This window comes from Paeniglutamicibacter sp. ZC-3 (assembly GCF_025847175.2).
Classification (GTDB): domain Bacteria; phylum Actinomycetota; class Actinomycetes; order Actinomycetales; family Micrococcaceae; genus Paeniglutamicibacter; species Paeniglutamicibacter sulfureus.
Window position 1 is genome coordinate 102,646 of the sequence record NZ_JAOYTG010000002.1, and the last position, 21,467, is coordinate 124,112.

22 protein-coding genes are annotated in these 21,467 nt (G+C 64.5%); 17 read left to right on the top strand and 5 right to left on the bottom strand.

The window, feature by feature from the left end:
* The first annotated feature begins 41 nt into the window (after positions 1 to 41).
* From OIU93_RS03615 to OIU93_RS03625, 3 genes are all read left to right on the top strand, one after another.
* Entirely contained in the window at positions 42 to 2,867 is a 2,826-nt protein-coding gene (locus OIU93_RS03615; RefSeq protein ID WP_264268713.1) for an FAD-binding and (Fe-S)-binding domain-containing protein, read from the top strand.
* A 92-nt stretch (positions 2,868 to 2,959) separates the two neighbouring features.
* A complete protein-coding gene (locus tag OIU93_RS03620; RefSeq protein ID WP_372342863.1) occupies positions 2,960 to 3,199 on the top strand; it encodes a hypothetical protein in 240 nt (79 codons plus the stop codon).
* A gap of 204 nt (positions 3,200 to 3,403) precedes the next feature.
* Positions 3,404 to 4,843: an MFS transporter gene (locus tag OIU93_RS03625; protein WP_372342864.1), complete on the top strand. Its 1,440-nt coding sequence runs from the start codon at positions 3,404 to 3,406 to the stop codon at positions 4,841 to 4,843.
* Between the two features lie 8 nt (positions 4,844 to 4,851).
* Here the strand turns inward: OIU93_RS03625 and OIU93_RS03630 are convergent, their stop codons facing one another.
* Entirely contained in the window at positions 4,852 to 5,466 is a 615-nt protein-coding gene (locus tag OIU93_RS03630) for a TMEM175 family protein (RefSeq protein WP_264268714.1), read from the bottom strand.
* A 153-nt stretch (positions 5,467 to 5,619) separates the two neighbouring features.
* On the opposite strand from OIU93_RS03630, the gene OIU93_RS03635 reads away from it, so the two are divergent.
* On the top strand, positions 5,620 to 6,264 hold the full coding sequence (locus OIU93_RS03635; protein WP_264268715.1) for an isochorismatase family protein: 645 nt from the start codon (positions 5,620 to 5,622) through the stop codon (positions 6,262 to 6,264).
* 20 nt (positions 6,265 to 6,284) lie between these two features.
* Here OIU93_RS03635 and OIU93_RS03640 read toward each other — a convergent pair whose 3' ends face one another.
* Entirely contained in the window at positions 6,285 to 7,232 is a 948-nt protein-coding gene (locus OIU93_RS03640; protein WP_264268716.1) for a CHAD domain-containing protein, read from the bottom strand.
* A gap of 215 nt (positions 7,233 to 7,447) precedes the next feature.
* Here OIU93_RS03640 and OIU93_RS03645 point away from each other — a divergent pair, with 215 nt between their 5' ends.
* On the top strand, positions 7,448 to 7,633 hold the full coding sequence (locus tag OIU93_RS03645) for a VOC family protein (RefSeq protein WP_264268717.1): 186 nt from the start codon (positions 7,448 to 7,450) through the stop codon (positions 7,631 to 7,633).
* Between the two features lie 91 nt (positions 7,634 to 7,724).
* Here OIU93_RS03645 and OIU93_RS03650 read toward each other — a convergent pair whose 3' ends face one another.
* The gene (locus OIU93_RS03650) at positions 7,725 to 7,934 is read right to left on the bottom strand and encodes a hypothetical protein (protein WP_264268718.1); all 210 of its coding nucleotides are present in this window, start codon (positions 7,932 to 7,934) and stop codon (positions 7,725 to 7,727) included.
* 326 nt (positions 7,935 to 8,260) lie between these two features.
* On the opposite strand from OIU93_RS03650, the gene OIU93_RS03655 reads away from it, so the two are divergent.
* From OIU93_RS03655 to OIU93_RS03690, 8 genes are all read left to right on the top strand, one after another.
* Positions 8,261 to 8,446, top strand: coding sequence for a CsbD family protein (locus tag OIU93_RS03655; RefSeq protein WP_264268719.1), 186 nt, complete (start codon positions 8,261 to 8,263; stop codon positions 8,444 to 8,446).
* A gap of 427 nt (positions 8,447 to 8,873) precedes the next feature.
* Positions 8,874 to 9,281, top strand: coding sequence for a hypothetical protein (locus OIU93_RS03660; protein WP_264268720.1), 408 nt, complete (start codon positions 8,874 to 8,876; stop codon positions 9,279 to 9,281).
* 53 nt (positions 9,282 to 9,334) lie between these two features.
* Positions 9,335 to 10,921: an FAD-dependent oxidoreductase gene (locus OIU93_RS03665; RefSeq protein WP_264268721.1), complete on the top strand. Its 1,587-nt coding sequence runs from the start codon at positions 9,335 to 9,337 to the stop codon at positions 10,919 to 10,921.
* Positions 10,922 to 11,397: 476 nt separating this feature from the next.
* Positions 11,398 to 12,129: a tyrosine-protein phosphatase gene (locus tag OIU93_RS03670; RefSeq protein WP_264268722.1), complete on the top strand. Its 732-nt coding sequence runs from the start codon at positions 11,398 to 11,400 to the stop codon at positions 12,127 to 12,129.
* Positions 12,126 to 12,959, top strand: coding sequence for a metallophosphoesterase (locus tag OIU93_RS03675; RefSeq protein ID WP_264268723.1), 834 nt, complete (start codon positions 12,126 to 12,128; stop codon positions 12,957 to 12,959). The genes OIU93_RS03670 and OIU93_RS03675 overlap by 4 nt, the downstream gene beginning before the upstream one ends.
* Before the next feature lie 72 nt (positions 12,960 to 13,031).
* Positions 13,032 to 14,048, top strand: a complete 1,017-nt coding sequence (locus tag OIU93_RS03680) for an ABC transporter substrate-binding protein (RefSeq protein ID WP_264268724.1) — start codon at positions 13,032 to 13,034, stop codon at positions 14,046 to 14,048.
* A gap of 7 nt (positions 14,049 to 14,055) precedes the next feature.
* Positions 14,056 to 15,789, top strand: coding sequence for an iron ABC transporter permease (locus OIU93_RS03685; protein WP_264268725.1), 1,734 nt, complete (start codon positions 14,056 to 14,058; stop codon positions 15,787 to 15,789).
* Between the two features lie 23 nt (positions 15,790 to 15,812).
* The gene (locus OIU93_RS03690; protein WP_264268726.1) at positions 15,813 to 16,955 is read left to right on the top strand and encodes an ABC transporter ATP-binding protein; all 1,143 of its coding nucleotides are present in this window, start codon (positions 15,813 to 15,815) and stop codon (positions 16,953 to 16,955) included.
* 266 nt (positions 16,956 to 17,221) lie between these two features.
* On the opposite strand, the gene OIU93_RS03695 is transcribed toward OIU93_RS03690, so the two are convergent.
* A complete protein-coding gene (locus tag OIU93_RS03695) occupies positions 17,222 to 17,410 on the bottom strand; it encodes an antitoxin (protein WP_264268727.1) in 189 nt (62 codons plus the stop codon).
* 446 nt (positions 17,411 to 17,856) lie between these two features.
* Here OIU93_RS03695 and OIU93_RS03700 point away from each other — a divergent pair, with 446 nt between their 5' ends.
* A complete protein-coding gene (locus tag OIU93_RS03700; protein ID WP_264268728.1) occupies positions 17,857 to 18,930 on the top strand; it encodes an alkene reductase in 1,074 nt (357 codons plus the stop codon).
* Positions 18,931 to 19,235: 305 nt separating this feature from the next.
* The gene (locus OIU93_RS03705; protein ID WP_113761554.1) at positions 19,236 to 19,496 is read left to right on the top strand and encodes a GlsB/YeaQ/YmgE family stress response membrane protein; all 261 of its coding nucleotides are present in this window, start codon (positions 19,236 to 19,238) and stop codon (positions 19,494 to 19,496) included.
* Between the two features lie 321 nt (positions 19,497 to 19,817).
* On the opposite strand, the gene OIU93_RS03710 is transcribed toward OIU93_RS03705, so the two are convergent.
* Positions 19,818 to 20,027, bottom strand: coding sequence for a hypothetical protein (locus OIU93_RS03710; protein WP_264268729.1), 210 nt, complete (start codon positions 20,025 to 20,027; stop codon positions 19,818 to 19,820).
* A gap of 520 nt (positions 20,028 to 20,547) precedes the next feature.
* Between OIU93_RS03710 and OIU93_RS03715 the strand changes: the two genes are divergently transcribed.
* Together OIU93_RS03715 and OIU93_RS03720 are read left to right on the top strand one after the other, a co-directional pair.
* Entirely contained in the window at positions 20,548 to 20,733 is a 186-nt protein-coding gene (locus OIU93_RS03715) for a CsbD family protein (protein ID WP_264268730.1), read from the top strand.
* 435 nt (positions 20,734 to 21,168) lie between these two features.
* Complete coding sequence (locus OIU93_RS03720; protein WP_264268731.1) at positions 21,169 to 21,345, top strand: hypothetical protein; 177 nt, start codon at positions 21,169 to 21,171, stop codon at positions 21,343 to 21,345.
* Positions 21,346 to 21,467: the final 122 nt, after the last annotated feature.

A 21,467-nucleotide genomic window follows, 5' to 3' on the forward strand; every position in this document is an offset into this window, starting at 1 on the left:
GTCTCAAGGCCGTCGCACAACCGACGGCAAATTTTCGATTCATGGAACGGAAGAGCCATATCTTGATTCCCACACTGCGCCGCGCGCTGGCCAATGACGACCAACTCACGCAGCGCCCCATCGACCTGCACGCCTACGCCAACGATGCCTCCCACTTCCTGTTGACCCCGCAGGCCGTGGCGATCCCGAACAATGCCGCCGAAGTCGGCGCCCTGCTGAAAGCCAGTGCCGAAGTCAACCTTCCCCTGACGTTCCGCTCCGGTGGGACGTCGCTCTCGGGGCAGGGCGTCACCGACTCGCTGCTGGTCGACGTGCGAAAGAACTTCAAGGACATCGATGTCTTGGACAACGGCGCCCGCGTGCGGGTCCAGCCCGGAGTCACCGTGCGAGCGCTGAACGCACGGCTGGCACTCTACGGTCGCAAGTTCGGACCCGACCCGGCTTCCGAGGCGGCCTGCACCATTGGCGGCGTTGTGGCCAATAATTCCTCCGGCATGCATTGCGGAACCGTTGACAACGTGTACCGCACCCTGGAGTCAGTGGTCATCGTTCTGACAAGCGGCACCGTCATCGACACCGGTGCCCCGGATGCCAACGAGAAACTTCGGGCCCTTGAACCCGCGGTCTTTGCCGGTCTCGAGGCCCTGACCAAGCGGGTGCGCTCCAATGCGGAATCGGTGGTGATCATCAAGCACCAGTTCTCCATGAAGAACACCATGGGCTACGGACTGAACTCATTCTTGGACTACGAAGATCCCGCGCAGGTCCTGGCACATCTCATCATTGGCTCCGAGGGCACCCTCGGGTTCGTGGCCGAGGCAACGTTTAGGACCGTGCCGGCGTACAAGCACGTCACCACATCCTTGATGGTCTTTGATGACCTGTTCACAGCCAACGAGTCGCTCGAGGCGCTGGTGGGATCCGGAGCGGCAACCGTTGAACTGATGGATTCACTGTCGTTGAAGGTGGGTCAAACTCTGCAGGGAACCCCGCAGATCATCACAGACCTCAACGTGCATTCACATGCGGCATTCTTGGTCGAATACACGGCTTCGAGCGCCGAAGAGCTGGCCGATCGCCAGGCCACGGGAATGTCCCTGGCCAACTCGCTCAAACTCAGCGCCCCGGCGCAATTCAGCCCGGACACAAAGACCCGGACCCAATTGTGGAAGCTGCGCAAGGGCCTCTACGCCTCCGTTGCCGGTGCCCGGGCCCAGGGAACCACGGCATTGCTCGAAGACATCGTGGTTCCGGTTCCGGCGCTGGCGCGGACCTGCGCCGAACTCTCGGTGCTCTTTGACCGGTACGAATACGAGAACTCCGTGATCTTCGGCCACGCCAAGGACGGCAACGTCCACTTCATGCTCACCGACGGATTCAACACCGAAGACCAGCTGCGGCGTTACTCTGCCTTCACCGAAGACATGGTTGATCTGGTACTCGGTGAAGGCGGATCGCTGAAGGCCGAACACGGCACCGGCAGGGTCATGGCACCCTATGTTCGCCGCCAATACGGCGACGAACTGTACAGCGTCATGCGCGAACTCAAGACGCTGTTGGACCCTGCGGGGTTGCTGAACCCAGGGGTCATCCTGGATGAGGACCCGAAGGCGCATTTACTCCACATCAAGGTCACGCCGGCCGTGGACCCGGAAGTCGACCGCTGCGTGGCCTGCGGTTATTGCGAGCCCGTTTGCCCATCGCGGAACCTGACCCTGACCCCGCGCCAGCGCATCGTGACGCTGCGCGCGATCGAGACAGCCAGACTGGCCGGCGACACCAAGCTTGCGGCAGAACTCGAGAAAGACTATTCCTACGAGTCTGTGGACACCTGCGCTGTCGATGGCATGTGCCAGACTGCCTGCCCCGTGGACATCAACACCGGGACCCTGGTGAAAAAACTGCGGGCCAAGAACGTGAACAAGGTGGAAGGTTCGGTGTGGGACGCCGCCGCGCAGCACTGGTCGGCGGTGACCCGGGGCGCCGGCAAGCTGCTGGGCCTCGCCGACAAGGTTCCGCTTCCATTGGTGTTGGGCGCCAACAATGCCGGACGCGCGGTGCTGGGGGCCGACGCGTTGCCGCTGTACTCGCCGGAGTTGCCGGCAGGCGGGCGCAAGAGAGCACGACCTGCACCGGCGCAAGAACCGGTGGCCGTGTACTTCCCCGCCTGCGTCAACACCATGTTCGGGCCTGCCGACCCACAGCAGGAAGGAATCCAGGAAAGCTTCGGTGCCCTGGCCCAGCGGACGGGAGTGGAATTGCTGGTTCCGGAAGGTATTGATTCGCTGTGCTGCGGGACCCCTTGGTCCTCCAAGGGCATGGAAAAGGGCAGGGCCAGCATGGGGGAGCTCACCATCTCCGCCCTGCGCGCGGCCAGCCGCAACGGCGAACTGCCGATCCTCTGTGACGCCTCATCCTGCACGGAAGGACTGCGCCACGCCATCGAGGAGGAAGTGCCTCCCGCAGGCGGCCTGCCACTGCGGATCATCGACGTGGTCGAATACACGGCCGAGCACATCCTGCCACTGCTTCCCGTGGGAAAGAAGGTGGCCAGCCTCGCGCTGCACCCCACGTGCTCCTCCACCCGGATGGGCCTGAACCCGGCGCTGCAGACCGTTGCCGAGGCTGTTGCCGACACGATACAGATCCCCGATAACTGGGGCTGCTGCGGATTTGCCGGGGACCGAGGGATGCTCCACCCCGAACTCACGGCATCGGCCACGGAGGTACAGGCCGCCGAGGTACGCGCCTTCGGCGCGACCACCCATGCCTCGTGCAATCGGACCTGCGAATTAGGCATGACCCGGGCGACGGATCATCCCTACGAGCACGTTCTGGAACTGCTGGAGCGCACCACGCGACCGTGATGCCGGGCCGACGTCCGCGAGCGCTCGCAGACGTCGGCGGCTGCCCTTGCTCGGGCAGTGAAGACCTGAGAATTGCCGCGTTCGAATCGCCCGTGAACGTATCGGACCCGGCCGCGGCCGGCGACATTGCCTCAGTTGACGTGGAAATTGCAGTTGTCCGGGCCGCAGTGCCTGCCCCGCATGTACTTAAGGTGATCATCGAATCGGCAGTGCTCAGCGATGCCCAGGTCGTCGGCTGCCGTGAGGCCTCCGAACGCGCCGGGGCCGATTTCGCCAAGACCTCCACCGGCTTCCATCCGGCGGGCGGCACCAGCTCCACGCCGTGGAATTGATGGCCAAGACCGCGGGCGGGCGCTTGGACGTCAAGGCTTCCGGCGGCACGCTCGGGGTACTAATGCCGGGGTCTATTGGCAAAGGGGTCGTGCCCAAGCACTACCCCTTTGCCACACCAGACCTCGCTGGGCCAACTCAAGGTAGATGTCGATTACCCGCCCGATGACCTTCCGCAGCGCCCGACCCGGTTTTAGGCTTGGAGCATGTCGCAGGAAGATCAGTCCTCCGCGGACATAGGGACAACCGACAGGCAAGCCGCCGCGAATGCGACGCCACCCAAGACGGGGCACCGCACGTTCATGCACGTGCTGGTCAATACGGCGCTGGCCAATGTCATCACCAGCTTCCTGTGGTTTGCCCTGACCTTCTGGGTGTATCTGGAGACCCGTTCGGTGCTGGCCACCGGGCTTATTGGCGGCACCTACATGCTGTTGGTCGCGTTCTTCGGCCTGTTCTTCGGCGTCCTTGTCGACCGCTACCGCAAGCATGCGGTGATGGTGGGTTCCACGCTGTTCACCGTGGCCTGCTTTGGGGTGGCCGGGGCAATGTTCATGCTGGTCCCCGAGGCCGAACTGATGAGCCTGACCGGGATCTGGTTCTGGCTTTTTGCCCTCGTGATCCTCATTGGCGCGGTGGTCGAGCAGCTGCGCAACATCGCCCTGTCCACCACCGTGACGCTGCTGGTGCCCGCGGACCGCAGGGTCAACGCCAACGGCTTGGTGGGCACCGTCCAGGGCCTCGCGTTCATGATCACGTCGGTCTTCAGCGGGCTGGCCATCGGGTTCCTGGGGATGGGAGGCACGATCATCATTGCGCTGGTGGCCTGCGGTGTGGTGCTGGTGCATCTGCTGGTCCTGCGGATTCCGGAGCCCAAGATCGTGCGGGCAGAGGGGCGCGAGAACTTCGCCGAGCTCCGTGCCGGCATCGCTGCGGTGCGGGCCACCCAGGGGCTGTTTGCCCTGATCCTGTTCACCACCTTCAACAACCTGACCGGCGGGGTGTTCATGGCGCTGATGGACCCCTATGGCCTGACCATCTTCCCGGTGGAAATCTGGGGCGTGGTGCTCGGGGTGACCGCCACCGGGTTCCTGATCGGCGGCGGACTGGTGGCCAAGTTTGGCCTCGGCAAGAACCCGATCCGGACCATGCTGATCCTGGTGGCCTGCACCGGCGTGCTGGGTGCCACGTTCACGATCCGCGAGTGGTGGTGGCTTTATGCGGTGGGGATCTGGATTTTCATGATGATTATTCCCGCGGTGGAGGCGGCCGAGCAGACGGTGATCCAGAAGGTGGTGCCGTACAAGGTCCAGGGCAGGGTGTTCGGCTTCGCCATGACGTTTGAATCGGCCGCCGCTCCGATCACCGCGTTCATGATCGCGCCGCTGGCCGAGTTCTGGATCATTCCCTACATGGCCTCCGACCCGGGCAAGCAAAGCTGGGGTTGGCTGCTAGGGGAGGGGAACGCCCGCGGGATCGCGATGGTGTTCCTGGTTTCCGGGATCGCCTCGATCATTCTTGGGCTTGCTGCACTGGCGACCAGGTCCTACCGGCGGCTCTCGATCGCCTATGCCACGGCTCCGGAGAGCGCGCCGATCGCGGAGGGCCAACAGGACGCGGAAGCCACTTCCGACGAGGAGTCCTGAACGCCGGCTCAGGCGGGTTGATGCCCCGCACCGAGGTTGCGTTCGATCCGGCGATCCGGGACCAGCCAGAGCACGGCAACGGCCACGAAGAACGCGACGCCCAGGTAGCCCCAGACCTTGTCGTGCTCACCGCCCAGCAGGGCGGCAAGGATCCCGGCGGTGTAGAGCACCAATGACGCCTTGCCCTTTCGGTCCCGTCCCATGGCGCGCTTGAGCGCCGAGTCGGCCCCCTGCCCGCGGATGATCACGCGCTGCAGGATGAGGTAGGCGGCGGCCGCCGCCAAAAGATTGATGCCATAAGTGACGACGGGTGTCTTGGCCAGGGCGCTTTCATCCATCCAGGCGGTGCTGAACGGCAGGAGGGACAGCCAGAAGAGCAGATGCAGATTGGCCCAGAGGACCCCGCCGGTGATCTTCTCGGTGACCTGGAACATGTGGTGGTGGTTGTTCCAGTAGATGCCGATGTAGACGAAGCTCAGCAGGTAGGTCAGCAGGCTGGAACCGATGACCGGGATGAGCGAGGCCAGATCGTGGCCCTCGGGAACCTTGAGTTCCAGGACCATGATCGTGATGATGATGGCCAAGACGCCATCGCTGAATGCTTCCAAGCGACTGGTGGGCATGCTCGGCCGCCTCCCTTCCCACATGCCGATTTCCTCGCGAAATCGCTGAACCCGATACTTTCACACCCGTGCGGGTATACCGTGTCTTTCATCTGCACGAATTGCCACGGGTCGGCCGCGTCCGGCCGCCGAGGGACTCGAGAGGAGCACGACATGGAGAAGAAGACCGCCCGGGAACCGGTGCGCGACCAAGCCCGGGACCACCTGCTCACGCCGCAGAACTGCGTGCTGGCGTTGATTGATTTCCAGCCCGAACAGTACGGGACCGTCACCTCGACCACGCGCGAGCGGATCGACCTCAACGTGGTGGCGCTGTGCCGGCTGGCCACGAAGTTCGGGGTGCCCGTGGTGCTGTCCACCGTCGGGGTGGACATGGGCGTGAACCAGGGAACCAGTCAGGTGATCAAGGACGAGTTGCCCGGTGTGAGGGAGATTGACCGCAGCGGGGTGAACGCCTGGGAGGACGCGGACTTCCGCGCGGCGATTGAGGGCACCGGGCGCCGCAAGGTGGTCATCGCGGGATTGTGGACCGAGGTCTGCCTGACCTTCCCGACCCTGGACATGCTCGCCGAGGGCTATGGCGTCTATCCGGTGGCGGACGCCGTTGGGGGAATCTCCCAGGTCGCCCACGACCGCGCCTTCGATCGGATGATCGCCGCCGGCGCCCAGCCGGTGACGGCGATTTCCTTCGGCTCGGAGCTCATGCGCAATTGGGCCCGCGAGGACTCGGACAAGCTGCGCGAGGTGATGCGCTGGTACTTCCCGCGCAAACAGGAACTCGGCGCGGACGGCAAGTAGGACCGCTGCCTCCCGAACGCTCAGCGGCGCAACCGCAGCGCGCCCGATGTCCGCCGGGCCCGGGCGTACTGTCGTGCCGCGGATCTGGCGATGCCTTCCTCCCGCTTGAGAATCTTTTCGCACGCGTGCCGGGTATCCTCCCGTAGGGAAGGGTCGGCGGCCAGGGATTCGAGGAAGGCGCGGGTCATCACGCTGTCCTGGTGGTTGCCCAGGATCTTCTGCAGCCGGCGTGCCCGGCGGGCCAGGGTGGCGGCCCGTTTCGGGTGAATCCCGGCAGCGGATTCCGCGGCGTGCAGCAGCCGCTTGGTGTCCTTGCGCAGCCGGTGCAGCGCCACATCGCGGTCGTGCCCGGGTTCGGTGCGCACCATGGCCCGGTACGCGCGGTCAACGATCCTGGCCTGGTCGTTGACCGATGCCGCGACCTCGGTGCCGGCGGGGCGGCGGGCAGGTTCCCTGGCCGGGGGATCGTCCCGGAATCGCTCGAGGTCCTCCACCAGCCGACGATAGCGCCTGGACTTCAAGGCCTTGCCCACCCGCCGGTGTCCGGCGTCGAGGGCATCGCCGAGCCCGCGTTCGAGGGACTCCACGAGAACCTCGGTCCGCCACTTCGCGGGCAGCTCCTCGATGCGGTCACGGAGTCGTTCGCGCACGACCTCGGCATCCCGGGAACGGCCCAGGGCCTTGGCCAGCCATTTGAGCTCGTGGCCCAGACTCCGGCGTGGGCTTGCCTCGAAAAGATGCCCGTAGATTTCCAGGGCGGAGCGCAGCCGCCGGGTTGACGATCTCATGTCGTGGACGGCTTCCGGGCTGCCGGAACGAACCTCGGGATCTTGGATGAGCAGTTCCTTGATTTGGTCGTCCAGGTAGCCGATGGCCACATCCAGGACGATCCCGGTTTCACGCGTCGTTGGGGTGCCGGAGCCGCGTCCGGGCCGCGGCGGGTTTGCGGGTCCCAGGGCATTGGCCATGGTGCGCTTCCTTTCCGGAACCTCGAACACGGGTGGCCTCCGCGGGCAGATCCCGGGCGGCCCGCCGCGGTTGCGTCAATCCCGATTCTAGAACCCGGAGGCCACCCCGGACATATGCGGATCTGGGCAGGCAATGGGCAGCAGTCACCCGCGCCGACCCCTCGGCCGGAGGAGACAGCATCTACCTGCCGCCCATCGGTCCGGGCGGATTCGGGATGTTCTTTCAGCCGGGAACCACGCCGCGGGCGACCGAGGTCCAGCGCCTGATCGGGCTCGGAGCCACGCACCAGTGGGACGTTCTCGACGAGGTGCCCCACGTCCGGTGGACCACCATCGCCGACCCGGAAGGCAACCTGTTCTGCGTGGCCGAGCACCCGCCACTGGACCAGCAACGCGCATAGGGACGGGCGACGTATCGGCTGTCGAACGGAAGCGACGTGGAGCGTCGCACCGCCGACGGGCTGCTGGAAATTGAAACTTGAAGGAACTTGCTCAGGCCACGAGCTGGTGCTGCCGCGAATCCACGGCGGGCGCATTTCCGGGTTGCGGTGAAGCGCTCGCCTCGGTCACCTGGTCCATGGAGATCCCATGGTCCAAGGCTGTTTGGATGATGGCGTCCAGCGCATCGGTACGCTCCTGAAGGAGTATCCGGGCGGAGGAGACGTCTTCGGTTGCTGCGCGGATCAGATCCAGCTCATGCACGGTTTTTCCCTTTCATTGGCTTCAAAGTTCGCATCTTGAAGGCTAGCCTGTCCACCTTTGCACGCCATGAATGGCGGGTTAAATCGAGGATTCCCATCGATCCGGTACCTGCTCAAACTGGCTGCGCCTCGCTCAACGCCTACCTGTTGGAACGATCCGCAATGCTCCAACCAAGGGCTCCGGCCAACCCTGCCGCCGTGTGAACCGCGGGATCGTTGTCCACGGCAGGGCCTCATGGCCGGACTCGGCATGGATTCCCAGCAAACACCAAGAAAAGAATCCTAAGTTGGGAATGTTCCTGTTTTCATATATCGAAGGAGGGCCTCATGGGTCTCGATGACAAGATTGGCAACAAAGCAGAAGAAGCCGCCGGAAAGATCAAGGAAGAGACCGGCAAGGCCACCGACGACGAGAAACTGCAGGCCGAGGGGGCTGGCGAGCAGGCTGCTGCGAAGACCAAGCAGGCCGGCGAACACCTCAAGGATGCTGCAAAGGACGTGACGGGTCACTAGCCCCGCCACATCGCCCAGCAACACAGGCTCCCCGTGCGGAGATCCAAGCAACATCGGATCCCACACGGGGAGCCTCCTTGTTCGCCCATCGGCAGCCGCTCCGTGCCACCGGCAGACGGACGGCGACGGTCAGGACTAGGCCCTCGGGCAAACAGCGTGCGCAGGTGCGCCGTCTTCAATGTCCATTGTTCGGTTCAACGAACAGGGAAAAGCCTTCATATCGAAGCTCCAGACAGATCGGATGGTGGCCGTTTCTTCCGAGGAAGCATCCGGTCAATCCACCGGTTCGACCGGGACAGTATTTCCCTGCGCGCGCAGACCATTGATAAACCCCCGGTGAAAAGCGATGATCAAGACATAGTCGCGATCGGTCGAAGTTTTGCCGACGCGGACCGATGCTCCACCCCCTGAGGGAAGGATTGGTTCCATGGCCATCGCCGCACTGCTCTGTTGGCTCGTCACCGCAGTCCTGGGTCTCACGATGTTCGGCCTATGGCTGCGCAACGGCGGTCTGCGTGCTGCCCGGGGAGATGCCTCCTTCCCGACGCGACTCGTGCCGCCGCTGATCTTCGGCCACCTCTTCCTCGCGGTCGCCGGCTTGGTGATGTGGATCATCTACATCGTCAACAAGGAGGTCCTCCTGGCCTGGACCGCGCTCGGCCTGCTGGTCCTCGTTGCAGTCCTGGGGGAGATGATGTTCCTGCGCTGGAAGAACGGCAGGACCGAAGGTACCCCGGAATCGCGGTTCCCGCTCGCGATCATCTACGGGCACGGCCTGTTTGCGGTGGCCACAGTCGTCCTGGTGTTGCTGACCGCATTGGGCATTGGAACTTGATCCAGCCGGACAATGCCGGCATTCCGAATACTGGGCCATCTGGAGGTAAGGCAATGAGTAGCGCATCGAACAGTGAACGGCTCGAAGGCGAACCAATATCACTTTGGGTTGCCACCGGCGGAACCACCGACTATCCCGGCCCGCGCGGCGACGTGGAGGTGGACGTTGCGGTGATCGGCGGCGGCATCGCCGGATTGACGACGGCGTTGGCGCTCAAGCGTGCCGGCCGGAGCGTGGCGGTCATCGAAACCTCCAAGGTGGGCACCGGCGTCACCGGCCACACCACCGGCAAGGTCACGTCCCTGCATCGGCTCGCCTACACCGACTTGCGCGACAGCCACGATGCGGACACCGCCCGGGTCTATGGCCAGGCCAACGAGGCAGCCATCCGCCATATCGCCGACGTGGTGGCCGCCGAAGGCATCGACTGCGACTTCCGCACGGTGGCCAACTACACCTACGCCGAATCCGACGACGCCCTGGCACGCGTGCGTGCGGAGGCCGAATTGGCCACGGAGCTTGGTCTTCCCGCCACGTTCACGACCGATGTGCCGTTGCCTTTCCCCGTCAAGGGTGCGGTCAGGTTCGACGGGCAGGCGCAGGTGCATGCCGTGAAGTATCTCCAAGGGCTCGCCCGGGCCGTCAACGGGGATGGCAGCTTCGTCTTCGAGGGGACACGTGCGAAGGACATCCAGGAGGGCTCGCCCTGCATCGTCAGCCTGGAGGCGGGCATCGTCCGCGCGCGCGACGTCGTCGTCGCCACGAATGTGCCCTTCGGTGACCAGGGGCTGTTTGACGCCCGGTGCCTCGCGCACCGTTCCTACCTCGTCGCCGCGCAGGTGGAGGATGCGCCGCTGGACGCAACGTTCATCAGCGTCGACGAACCCATGCGCTCCATCCTGACCGTCGCCGTGGACGGCAGGAATTATGTGCTCGCCGGCGGGGAGGGGCACCGCGTCTCCGAATCCGGCGACACGGCCGAGCGCTACCGCAGGCTGGCCGCCTTCGCCCGCGAGGCCCTGGGTACCGGCGAGATAGCCTACCGGTGGTCGACGCAGGACGGCATTCCGCTGGACGGCCTGCCCTACGTGGGTCTCATGTCTCCCACCGCCAAGCACGTGTACGTGATCACCGGCCTGCGCAAATGGGGCCTGACCAACGGAACGGCCGCGGGCCTGATTCTTGCCGACACCATCACTGGCCGGGAGAACCCGTGGGCGGAGGTTTTCAACAGCAACCGCGTCACCCCGGTGGCCAGCGCGAAGCGGCTCATCGGGGAGAACCTCAAGGTCATCGCGACCGACCTGACCAGCAAACTGGCCCGCCATCGCGACCGCGCGGAATTGGCGCCCGGCCAGGGGGAGGTGTTCGAGGCCAAGGGCGAGAGCACGGCCGTTTACAAGGACGCGGAAGGCCAGCTCCATGCCGTTTCGGCCATCTGCACGCACCTGGGCTGCACCGTTGAATTCAACTCGGCCGACACCACCTGGGACTGCCCCTGCCACGGATCCCGTTTCGCCACCGACGGGAGCGTCATCCAGGGACCTGCCATCGACGCACTCCCGGCCAAGCCGGTGCCCTGGGCCGACGTGGAAGAGGGGGCCGGCGCCGCCGGAGACGCCACGCCCGCAGCCGACTAGGTGGAGGCGGAATGCCGGTGGCGATCCGCCGCGCCCCGTGGATTCCAAGCACGTGAGGGGCGGTCTTCGAGGCCATGCACCAGGGATTGGGTGCAGTGAGCTCCATGTTAACCAACAGCTGCTGCCTTCACGTCGCGCCGCCCGGACTTCGCCTTCGAAGCGCGGGCGGCGTCATTGGGGTCATGCCGTCGGGAACGCCCATAAGTCTGCACGCGGCCATCAAGGGAAACCAGAACTGGAAGCGAAAGCGCCAGGAACCCCGACAGTAAGGGAACTTGACCACCTCTCAACGCAACTTCTCTGGGAACCGGACGTGAACGGGGACCGGGCGTGCTCCGGGCGCGAAGACTTGACCGCGGGGTCGTCTGCTGGAGAACAGAAATTAACCGTCCGGCCACTTCAATGGGCTTGAATCAATGTCCAGCAGGTTTCCCTCTGGAGGGAAACGAAACAAGTCATTGAGGAAAGCCCCCGATATGTCCCGCCCCACGGAAGCCACCACTTCGGTGCCGAACCTGCGCCGGGTCCCCTCCGCCGGTGCTGGTCGGCTGTTTCGGTCCGCTGCCCCCAGCGGACTTGAACCCGAAGGCATGCGGGAACTCAATCGCCTCGAGGTGAGGATGGTCGTGGACCTGCGCGAGTCCTTCGAAATTGCCGAACGCCGGGGCTACGTCCCCCACGGCGCCGTGCATGTTTCCGTCCCGCTGTATCTCGGTCCACTGCCCGTGGCCACTGCCATCGAGGATGTCTACTATCACCTGCTGACCACCCGCGGCACGGAAATCACCAAGGCCGTGGGCGCCATCGCCGCAGGTCTGCCGACCGGCGTGCTGGTGCACTGCGCCGCAGGCAAGGACCGCACCGGCCTGGTGGTGGCCCTGGTCCTTGAGGTCGCGGGCGTCCCGCGGCAGATCCTGCTTGACGACTATGCGCGCAGCGCCAGAGACCTGCCGGCAATCTACCGCGAACGCGTGAACCACGAATTGTCCTGTGCGCTGGGCGACAGCTCGGAATTGCAGGCCGCGCTCCACTTGCACCTGGAGAGTCCGGCGGCGGCCCTCGACGCTGCACTGGACATGGTCGACGCGCGATTCGGTTCGGCCGCCTGCTACCTACTGGCCCACGGGCTGGATCCGGCCGACCTGACCATTCTGCGCGAGGAGTTGGCGGGTCCCGGTGCCGCGGCGGAAGCCGGCCCGGACCTATGAGCGCAACCGGCGCCACGTTGGTGCAATTGACGGACATCCACTTATTGACAGGTGGAGCCCTGCTGCACGGGCGGATCGACACCTGGGCGCGCACCGCCGAGGCACTGGAAGCCGCCGCCCGGTTTGCCCCCGACGCCATCCTGGTGACAGGCGACATTGCCGACCGCGGTGCGCAGGTCCATGCCCGTGCGGCCAGGTTGTTTGAGCACGCGGAGAGGGAACTGCAATGCCCGATCATCGTGGTGCCGGGCAACCATGATCCGGCTGGCTCGGTGGGTGCGAGGTTCAATCGACAGCGCATCGCCAGCGGCCCCAATCCAGCGGACACGGTGCACATGATCGGGGGCTTGCGGATCATTGGGCTGGACACCCACGGGTTCCGCGAGGCTGCCGGCGGACTCAGCCAGCCACAGCTTCGATGGCTGTTGGCCGTGCTGGAGACTCCCGCCCCCGGCGGGACGGTCCTCGCGCTGCACCATCCGCCGATTGACTGCCTGATGCCAGCCCTGGCAGGCCGCGGCCTGGCCCGCCCGGGGGAACTGGCCGCCGTTCTGGCCGGCAGTGATGTCAGGGCCATCCTGTGCGGGCACTACCATCTGCCCACGTCCGGAAGCCTGGGAACCATTCCGGTGTGGGTTGGACCGTCGGTTTCCTACAACCACAAGCTCTTCGCCACCGACGCTCCGGCCCATGACCAGGACACCAGTTGGTTCGGCATCATCAAGGTCGGGAGCGGGCAGCTGTCGGCAACCCCGGTACAGGTGCCACGACCCCTGGCCGTGGCCGCGCCGGTGGTAGAGATGCCCGCACGGCAACCTGCCTTGCTCTGAAGTTCCCCGCAATACCCGTAACAACCACTCGCAAGCCGCACCCCTGGGGATGCGGCACGTCAAGGAGAAGAAATGAACAAGCGTCTGAGCGCGATTGCCCCTTTGCTGTTGATCCCCGTGTTGGGCCTGACCGCCTGCGCCGGCGGAGCCTCCGCCGACGCGGCGGGGGAGGCAGCAACCAAGACCCTCACGGTTTACACCTCCGAGCCGCAGGCCAAGATCGACCAGGTCGTCGAGGCCTTTGAAAAGACCAATGCGGGTGTCAACGTCGAGGTGTTCCGCGCTGCCACCGGCGAGCTGAAGACCCGCATCGCCACCGAGAAGCAGGCAGGCAAGATCAGCGCCGACGTCATCCTGGCGGCCGATGTCCCCACCTTCGAGGCGTATGCGGCCGACGGCGCGCTGGCGAAGCTGGACATCGAAAACGGTGCGGACCTGGACAAGAAATTCGTCGACGCCGAAGGCCACTGGGTGGGCACCCGGATCATCCCCACCATCATTGCCTACAACACCGGCGCCATTACCGAGGCGCCTGCCAGCTGGTCCGCACTGACCGAGGACACCTACAAGGGCAAGATCGCCATGCCTAACCCGGACGTCTCGGGTGCAGCTGCATTCAACACCGCGGTGTGGCTGCAGGAACCGGCACTGGGCAAGTCGTGGATGGAATCGCTGGTGGCCAATGAGCCCACGGTCCTTGAAAGCAACGGTCCTGTCGGACAGGCAGTGGCCGCGGGAAGCTCCGAGGTTGGCATCGTGGTTGATTACGTGGCGCGCGAACTGGCCGCCAAGGGCTCACCCATTGCCGTGAGCTACCCGAGCGATGGCGTGCCCTACGTGTCACAGCCCGCCGGTGTCTTCGCCGATTCCGAGAACCAGGAAGTCGCCAACGACTTCGTTGATTTCTTGATTTCCAAGGAAGGCCAGGAGCTAGCGGTGACGCAGTCCTACCTGCCGGTTCGCTCGGATGCAGGTGTCCCTGCCGGTGCTCCGGCACTGAACGAGATCAACTTGCTGGACCCGGACCAGGTCAAGATCGCAGCCGGCCAGACGGAAGCAGTCGAGTACTTCAACTCCCTGCTGAAGTAATACGCCCATGACGACCCACATCATCGAAAAAGCAGCCACGAAGCTGGAACAAGGACACGCCGAAGGCGCGACCGCACCGATTCGGAAGCGGCCGGCGGACAAGAAGCTGTTCCATGGACTCCGCCGGTCCGGGGACGGCCTCGGGGTGCTGCGTACGGTGGTGTGGGTCGCCATTGCGTTCCTGGTGGGGCTGCCACTTGCGGCATTGGCCGTACAGGGAATCCAGCCAGCAGCACGGCAAGTCTTCGGGGATCCGGCGGTGGCTACTGCCGCGCTGAACTCGGTGGCCAGTGCCTCCGGCTCGGCACTGCTGTCCACCATCGCCGGCGCGTTTCTCGCCGTGGTGCTCGAACGCAGCAACGTACCTTCCAGGGTCATGCTGCGCTGGCTGGTCTTGCTGCCCTTCTTGATCCCGCCGTTCATTGGCGCCATGGCATGGATGGCACTGCTCGGTGCCAATGGCCCGGTAAACAAGTCCCTGCAGTGGCTGGGCATCAACGCCGAGATGAGCATCTTCGGCGGCTGGGGAGTGGTGTTCCTGCTCGCGGTGCATTCCTACCCCGTGGCCTATCTGGTCATCGCCGCCGCGCTGCGGCGGATCCCCGGGAACCTGGAGGAAGCGGCACGAATCTCAGGGGCGGGAACCGCCCAGGTACTCCGTTCGGTGACCTTGCCGCTGCTGCGCCCCGGGCTGCTTGCTGCATTCGTGCTCACCCTGGTGGCAAACATGTCCGACTTCGGCATCCCGGCACTGATCGGGCTTCCCGAGCGCTATACGACCTTGACCACGCTGGTCTATCGCTACCTGGCCTCCAGCACCACCAGCAATCCGCTGCCCGCAGTCTCGGCAATCGGCTTGGTGCTCCTGGCGCTCGCCGTGCTCACAGTCCTTGTCCAACGCCGGCTGCCTACCGGCACGCAATGGGGTTCCGGGGCCACCGGCATGGATTTGGAGTTGGGCCGAGCCCGTCTTCCGCTGGTCATCCTGTTGTGGTCGTGGGTGGCGATCATTTGCCTGGTGCCGTTGCTGGCGTTGGCCACCCAAGCGTTGCTACCGGCCCCCGGTGTGCCTCTGACGTGGGAAAACCTGACCATGGACAACATCATTCGGGCTTCCACCTCACCCGGTGCGGTGTCCGGGGTCGGGAACTCGGTGATGCTGGCCGGGGGAGCGGCGGTGTGCTGCACTTTGCTGGGAATGGGCATTGCGCTGCTGCTGACCCGCGGCAGGCACCGCAGCAACGGGCCACTCGATGTGGCGGCGACCCTGCCCCAGGCCCTGCCGGGTCTGGTGATTGCCGTGGGGTGGTTGCTGATTGCCCCCATGCTGGGAATCTTCAATACCGGTTGGGTGATCCTGGGTGCCTACGTCATGGCATTCACCGCCCTGGTGGTCCAGGCCGTGCGCGCACCGATGGACTCCGTGTCCTCCACGCTCGAGGATGCCGCCCGCTCCGCCGGGGCAACTCCGTTGCGTGCCCTGCTGGATGTCACCGCTCGCCTGGCGGGCCCGGCCGCCGTGACCGGCGGGGTCGTGGTGTTGCTGACAGCTGTGCGGGAACTGACCATTTCCATTCTGTTGGTGGCCCCCGGAAGCCAGACCCTGGGCGTGACCATCTTCAACCTGCAACAGTCGGGCGACTACGGCGGAGCCTCCGCCCTTGCCCTGGTGGTTGCCCTGGTGGGAATCCTCGGACTCTCGGCCACCGCCGCGCTGGCCAACCGCCGTGCGGACAAATAAGAATCTCCTGAAAGGAACTTCGCGTGGCAACCATTGAAATGACCAATCTGGGCCATGTCTACGGCGACGGGCATGTGGGCTTGGAAGGGATCGACCTGAACGTTAAGGACGGCGAGTTCCTGGCCTTGCTCGGCCCCTCCGGCTCGGGCAAGACGACACTCCTTCGGACCCTTGCCGGTTTCATCCGCCCGACCGCCGGAAATCTTGCGATCGGCGGACGCACCATGGCCGGGGACCGAGTGTGGGTGCCTCCCGAAAAGCGTGCGCTGGGCATGGTCTTTCAGGACCACGCCATTTGGCCGCACCTGAGCGTTGCGGGCAACGTCGGCTATCCGCTGAAACTGGAAGGCGTTCCACGGCCGCAATTGGCCAAGAGGGTTGCCGCCGTGCTGGAGCAGGTAGGTCTTGCCGAATATGCCAACCGGAAACCCGCGGCGCTCTCCGGTGGCCAACGCCAGCGCGTGGCCCTGGCCCGGGCGATCGTGGCCAAGCCACAGGCGCTGCTGCTGGACGAAGCACTTTCCGCACTCGATGAGCCCCTGCGAGCCAGGCTCCGGCTGGAACTTCGTGGGCTGACCCGTGAGGAAGGGCTGACCGCGGTGCACGTGACGCACGACCGCGCCGAGGCGCTTGGTCTTGCCGACCGGGTGGCCGTGTTGAACCACGGAAGAATCCAACAGATCGGGACCCCCAGGGAATTGCTGGAAACACCGGCAAACGCCTTTGTCGCATCGTTCGTCTCGGATGCAACGCTGTTCCCCGGCACCGTGGTCAACGGTCAATTTCATGCCGACCATCCCGGGTTCCGGCTGCCGGTCCAGCACGGTTTATCCCGGGATGGGAAGACCCAAATGATCGGTGTTCGGCCAGTGGCCGGGACGCGCTCGAGGCGAGCCGTGGCCGCGGTGGCGCCGACTGCCATTCGGCTGGACCCCGAGGACAAGCAAACCAGGGCCGAAGCCCGGACCGGAGCACCGCTGGCCCGAGTCACTTCCGCGCTGTACGGGCGGCATGGATATGAAACGAGCCTGGATTGGGCAGGTACACGGCTGCGCGCGCTGGTCCACGGATGGGTTCCGCAGGAGGGCGAGTTGGTCCGCCCGGTGATCGAGCAGGCACATGTGTTCTGCGACGAGGCGGACACCGCCGGAGAGCATGCGGCCTGAGTGGGCTGGATTGGTTCAAGGCACACAGGAACGGTGAACAACTCGGCGGCCGATCGCCGGCTACCAACGCCTCCCAGAGATGCTGGTCGCGCCCATGGCCATGTTCCGCGAAGCGCATAACTAGAAGCGCGAAGGAGTGAGAGCACGAGACTCCGTGCTCTCACTCCTTCGCGATTGATTCAGGCATCATCCGCTCCCCGCGGACAGAGGCAAGTGCGAACTTGGAATCCACGCTGCCTGTCGATGACCCCGGCCCGCGCGGAGGGTTAGGGGCGCTTGTCCAAGCGCTTGCGCGCTTCTTCCCGCGCGCGTTCGATCTTGTCAAGGTGCTTGCCCTTGGTGGCTTTTCCAGCCAAGACCGCTGCCTTGTCGACCACCTGGCCACCGGCCTGCCTGACCTTGGGGTTTTTCGCTGCTTCCCTAAGGATCTTGCTGAATTTACTGAAACCTGCCACGGCGTTTCCCACCTTCTATCATCGGAATCATGCGGTCGAAATTAATGATCGCATGTCTATCCAACGGATGGGGGTGCCGGATCATCCCCGGTGCCGAGGTCAACGGCCGTCGTTTCTGGCGACGACCTGATTTCGAGCATCGACGCATCCCTTCAGCGGGTCACTTCCACGGACGTTCGCGGCGGCAGCGGGGGGTCGGCCAGGAACCTGGGCGGGTTCGGGGTCTCGGGACTCACTTGGCCTGCCAGTCGCGGACCTGCTTGATGACTGCCTTTGCGTCGAAGTCGTTGAACTTGCCGATCAGGTCGTCGTTGAACATCTTCTCCACGGAAGTACCGACGGCTCAGGAACTGTGTTCCACCTCACCTGGTGGGCCCAGAAGGAATATCGCCGCAGCGTGGCCGGTTGCACCAGGCAACCCACCCCAACGTTTGGAGTACTGCCCCATGGACCTGTTTTCCCCGCTGACCCTAGGTGACCTCGAACTTCCCAACCGACTCGTCATGGCGCCGCTGACCCGCTCCCGTTCCCGCGTGGACGGCGTGCCGAACGACGACGTCGTCGAGTACTACCGCCAGCGCGCCTCGATGGGGCTGATCGTGTCCGAGGGCGTGTACCCCAGCGCCACCGGCCAGGGGTTCGTCCGCCAGCCGGGCCTGGCCACCGAGGAACAGATTGCCGGATGGAAGCGCGTCACCGACGCGGTGCATGCCGAGGGCGGCCTCATTGTCGCCCAGGTGATGCACGCCGGCCGGGTCACGCACACCGAGACCACCGGGCAGGACCATGTCGTCGCCCCCAGCGCCATTGCCGTGGAGGGGCTGACCCGGACCTACACCGGCAAGCATGCCTACCCCGTCCCGCACGCCCTGGAGACCGGCGAGCTGCCCGGAATCATCGAGGAATTCGTGACCGGATCCCGCAATGCGATCGCCGCGGGCTTCGACGGAGTGGAACTGCACGGCGCCAACGGCTACCTGCTGCACGAGTTCCTGGCCCCGAGCTCCAATACCCGGACCGACGCCTACGGTGGATCCCCGGAAAACCGGGCGCGCCTCGTCATCGAGGTGGTCACCGCCGTGGCCAACGCCATCGGGGCGGAGCGGACCGGCCTGCGCATTTCCCCCGAGCACAACGTCCAGGGTGCAGTGGAGAGCGATCCGGCAGATGTCGCGGCCACCTATGCCGCGCTCATCGACGGGATCGCACCCCTTGGCCTGGCCGCGCTGAGCATCCTGCACGCGGATCCCGCCGGGACACTCGTCCAGGACCTGCGCTCGCGGTTCAACGGACCTGTCCTGCTGAACACCGGGTTCCAGACCGTCACCACGTACGACGACGCAGCTGCGGTTGCTGCCAACGGCTGGGGAGACGCAGTGGTGGTCGGCCGCCCGGCGATCGCCAACCCGGATTTGGTGCGCCGCTGGCAGGAAGGCTTGCCGTTGAACGAACCCGACTCCTCCACGTTCTACACCGAGGGTGCAGCCGGGTACACCGACTACCCGTTCTGGCAGAACTAACGCGGCGGTCGGCCGGATGATGGTTCCCCGTGGGCAGCGGCTCTGCTGCGATCCACGGGGAACGGTCCCGCATGGGGAGTCGTTGCAACTTTCGAACGAGCCACGATGTTCTAAAGGTTCGACTGGCCGCGCGTCGGTTCCTTGCTTTGGTTATGCGCGCTGCCCATAGGATCTCCAGTTTTCTGTGATACTGGTCCCAAGATCCCCTCCGTGACGTGACCTTCTGTGTGTTAGCTGTAAGGTTTTCTGAGTGCATCGCGATCCTGATGCTGAACGACGTAACTTCATCCGAACGGAGAAAAGTCATGGGATTCATTGGTTGGATAGTTCTAGGCCTTATTGCCGGTGCGATTGCTAAGGCAATCAAGCCAGGTGAGCAAGGTGGCGGCTGGCTCGCCACGTTGCTGCTCGGCGTAGTTGGTGCCGTTGTTGGTGGCTGGATTGGTTCCGCGCTGTTTAGCGTGGATATCAGCGAATTCTGGTCACTTTCGACGTGGTTGCTGGCTATTGGCGGGTCGTTGATTGTCCTGGTTATTTGGGGATTGTTGACGCGCAAGCGCGCCTAGTATGTGCACGAACAGGAGGCCCCAACCTTTTCAGGTTGGGGCCTCCTTCATGCGCGCACCCTCTTGCCACCACGGAGGAAGCACTTGATCACCTTTATCGTGGAGCCGCCAACGGAGCTGATGCCGGTTTCTCGTATGGCGGGTCGTCGTATGGCTTCAAGGGCGACCGTGGGATGAATCTGGACGAATGGAACAGGGCCCTTCGCCGCACATCTTGCGCCGAAAGCCGTCGCCCGGGGTATGCGATGGGATATTTGCCCTCGCCAGAACGTTCCATTCATGGGGCGGATGCGTCAACGCCGTCTGCCCCATGGGCCGCCGTCAGGCAACGAGCAGGTGCTGCCGCGCTCCCGCGGTGTTGTCGATTCCGGGTAGCGCTGGTTCGCTTGCTTCAGCGATCGCATCCATGGAGACGCCATGGTCCAAGGCCGTCTGGATAATGGCGTCCAGGGCATCGGTACGCTCCTGGAGGAGCACCTTGGCGGAGGCCACATCTTCGGTTGCTGCCCGGATCAGATCCAGTTCATGCACGGACTTTCCCTTTCATCGGATTCAACGTTCGTATCTTAAAAGTTAGCGCGACCAGCCTTTCACAAAATGAATGAGTAGTTCAATTCCATATGCAATTGGGTGCACAGTTGCCTGCGACCAGTTCCCGCACGTCTCAGGTACGCATCTCCTTCTCGTTCCCGGAAAATGCGGCGTCCAAGCTCTGGATCGGGGAAGCGACCCGCCGTCGGTGGTCCGGCAATAACTTCTTCACGACGGCACAGAAAATGTAATCCGTGGGCGTGCAGCGAAGTGCGACTGCGCGTCCGAGGAACGGATGCCCGTGGCGGGCCGCGACTGGGAACGGTGAAGCGGATCGATACCTACCGGTGAGGGTGCCCGAAGTTGCAAGCAGCTGAACTGAGTTGGCCTCGGTACGGACGGGTGCAAAATCGTTGTCACCGGGGATTGCATCCCATAGCGTAGGGATTCCCAGCGACTATCCAGAAACAGGACCTACGTTGGGAAATGTTCCCGTTTTCATCCAACGAAGGAGGACCTCATGGGTCTCGACGACAAAATTGGTAACAAAGCGCAGGAAGCCTCCGGCAAGGCGAAAGAAAAAGTCGGGGAGGCGACCGACAACGAAAAGCTGCAAGCCGAGGGGGCCGGTGACCAGGCCTCTGCCAAGGTCAAGCAGGCCGGTGAACACCTCAAGGACGCCGCGAAAGACGTGAAGGGTCACTAGACCCTCCCCATGGCGGGCGTTCCATACTTTCCGTGCGGGAGCCGGTTCCGAGGCTCCCGCACGGAAAGTTCCCCGCAGTCCCTGACTCGCCGGTCAATCTGTGTGCCGCTCGGCCCAGGCGTCCGCTGACTACAGGTTCACGTCAACCGCCCGGGCGGTGGCGGTCAAGCCGTCCAGTTAGGCCGTTGCAGCAAGACACAGTCAAACTCCTCCCCACGCTGCGCGCCTTTGATGCCATCTCCGCTGCCGTGCTGGTGGAGCCCCAGACCGCATCCGCCGCCGTCTGGCGGTGCAAAAGGAGCGAGGTCGCCGACGGGCAGGCAACGTTAGCCACGAGGACGCCATCGCAGACAATCTGCCCACCTTCCACCCTCGCTTTGCAAGGCAGGGACGAACTCCTCCCATACCCCAAGCCACCATCCGAAGGAGAATGCCATGAAGGACAACCAGAACCCAGCCGCCGGTCGCACTAACGACGCCACCGACCTACCCGAGCACGACAAGGACCACGTCTCGGATCCGGCCCTTGCCACCGACCCCGGGCATGACTGGACCGACGAAGGCGGAGCCACCCCCAGCGGGCCCGCCACATCCACTGACGGCGACGACTAGCGCACAGTACCGCCGGAACACCTGCGACCCCGCAGGGGCAAGCAAGGTCGTCGGCGACGTCCATTTCGACCCGCGTCCCGCCTGCGGCGGGACGCGCCAGACCACCGAGTAATTCTGCACAG

Excerpts from the sequence above, each read along its gene's own strand:
- OIU93_RS03720 (WP_264268731.1), top strand. The coding sequence starts at position 21,169 with ATGAAGGACAACCAGAACCCAGCCGCCGGTCGCACTAACGACGCCACC.
- OIU93_RS03625 (WP_372342864.1), top strand. The coding sequence starts at position 3,404 with ATGTCGCAGGAAGATCAGTCCTCCGCGGACATAGGGACAACCGACAGG.
- OIU93_RS03705 (WP_113761554.1), top strand. The coding sequence starts at position 19,236 with ATGGGATTCATTGGTTGGATAGTTCTAGGCCTTATTGCCGGTGCGATT.
- OIU93_RS03665 (WP_264268721.1), top strand. The coding sequence starts at position 9,335 with ATGAGTAGCGCATCGAACAGTGAACGGCTCGAAGGCGAACCAATATCA.
- OIU93_RS03655 (WP_264268719.1), top strand. The coding sequence starts at position 8,261 with ATGGGTCTCGATGACAAGATTGGCAACAAAGCAGAAGAAGCCGCCGGA.
- OIU93_RS03615 (WP_264268713.1), top strand. The coding sequence starts at position 42 with ATGGAACGGAAGAGCCATATCTTGATTCCCACACTGCGCCGCGCGCTG.
- OIU93_RS03700 (WP_264268728.1), top strand. The coding sequence starts at position 17,857 with ATGGACCTGTTTTCCCCGCTGACCCTAGGTGACCTCGAACTTCCCAAC.
- OIU93_RS03670 (WP_264268722.1), top strand. The coding sequence starts at position 11,398 with ATGTCCCGCCCCACGGAAGCCACCACTTCGGTGCCGAACCTGCGCCGG.
- OIU93_RS03645 (WP_264268717.1), top strand. The coding sequence starts at position 7,448 with ATGTTCTTTCAGCCGGGAACCACGCCGCGGGCGACCGAGGTCCAGCGC.
- OIU93_RS03630 (WP_264268714.1), bottom strand. The coding sequence starts at position 5,466 with ATGCCCACCAGTCGCTTGGAAGCATTCAGCGATGGCGTCTTGGCCATC.
- OIU93_RS03660 (WP_264268720.1), top strand. The coding sequence starts at position 8,874 with ATGGCCATCGCCGCACTGCTCTGTTGGCTCGTCACCGCAGTCCTGGGT.
- OIU93_RS03680 (WP_264268724.1), top strand. The coding sequence starts at position 13,032 with ATGAACAAGCGTCTGAGCGCGATTGCCCCTTTGCTGTTGATCCCCGTG.
- OIU93_RS03715 (WP_264268730.1), top strand. The coding sequence starts at position 20,548 with ATGGGTCTCGACGACAAAATTGGTAACAAAGCGCAGGAAGCCTCCGGC.
- OIU93_RS03675 (WP_264268723.1), top strand. The coding sequence starts at position 12,126 with ATGAGCGCAACCGGCGCCACGTTGGTGCAATTGACGGACATCCACTTA.
- OIU93_RS03640 (WP_264268716.1), bottom strand. The coding sequence starts at position 7,232 with ATGGCCAATGCCCTGGGACCCGCAAACCCGCCGCGGCCCGGACGCGGC.
- OIU93_RS03685 (WP_264268725.1), top strand. The coding sequence starts at position 14,056 with ATGACGACCCACATCATCGAAAAAGCAGCCACGAAGCTGGAACAAGGA.
- OIU93_RS03635 (WP_264268715.1), top strand. The coding sequence starts at position 5,620 with ATGGAGAAGAAGACCGCCCGGGAACCGGTGCGCGACCAAGCCCGGGAC.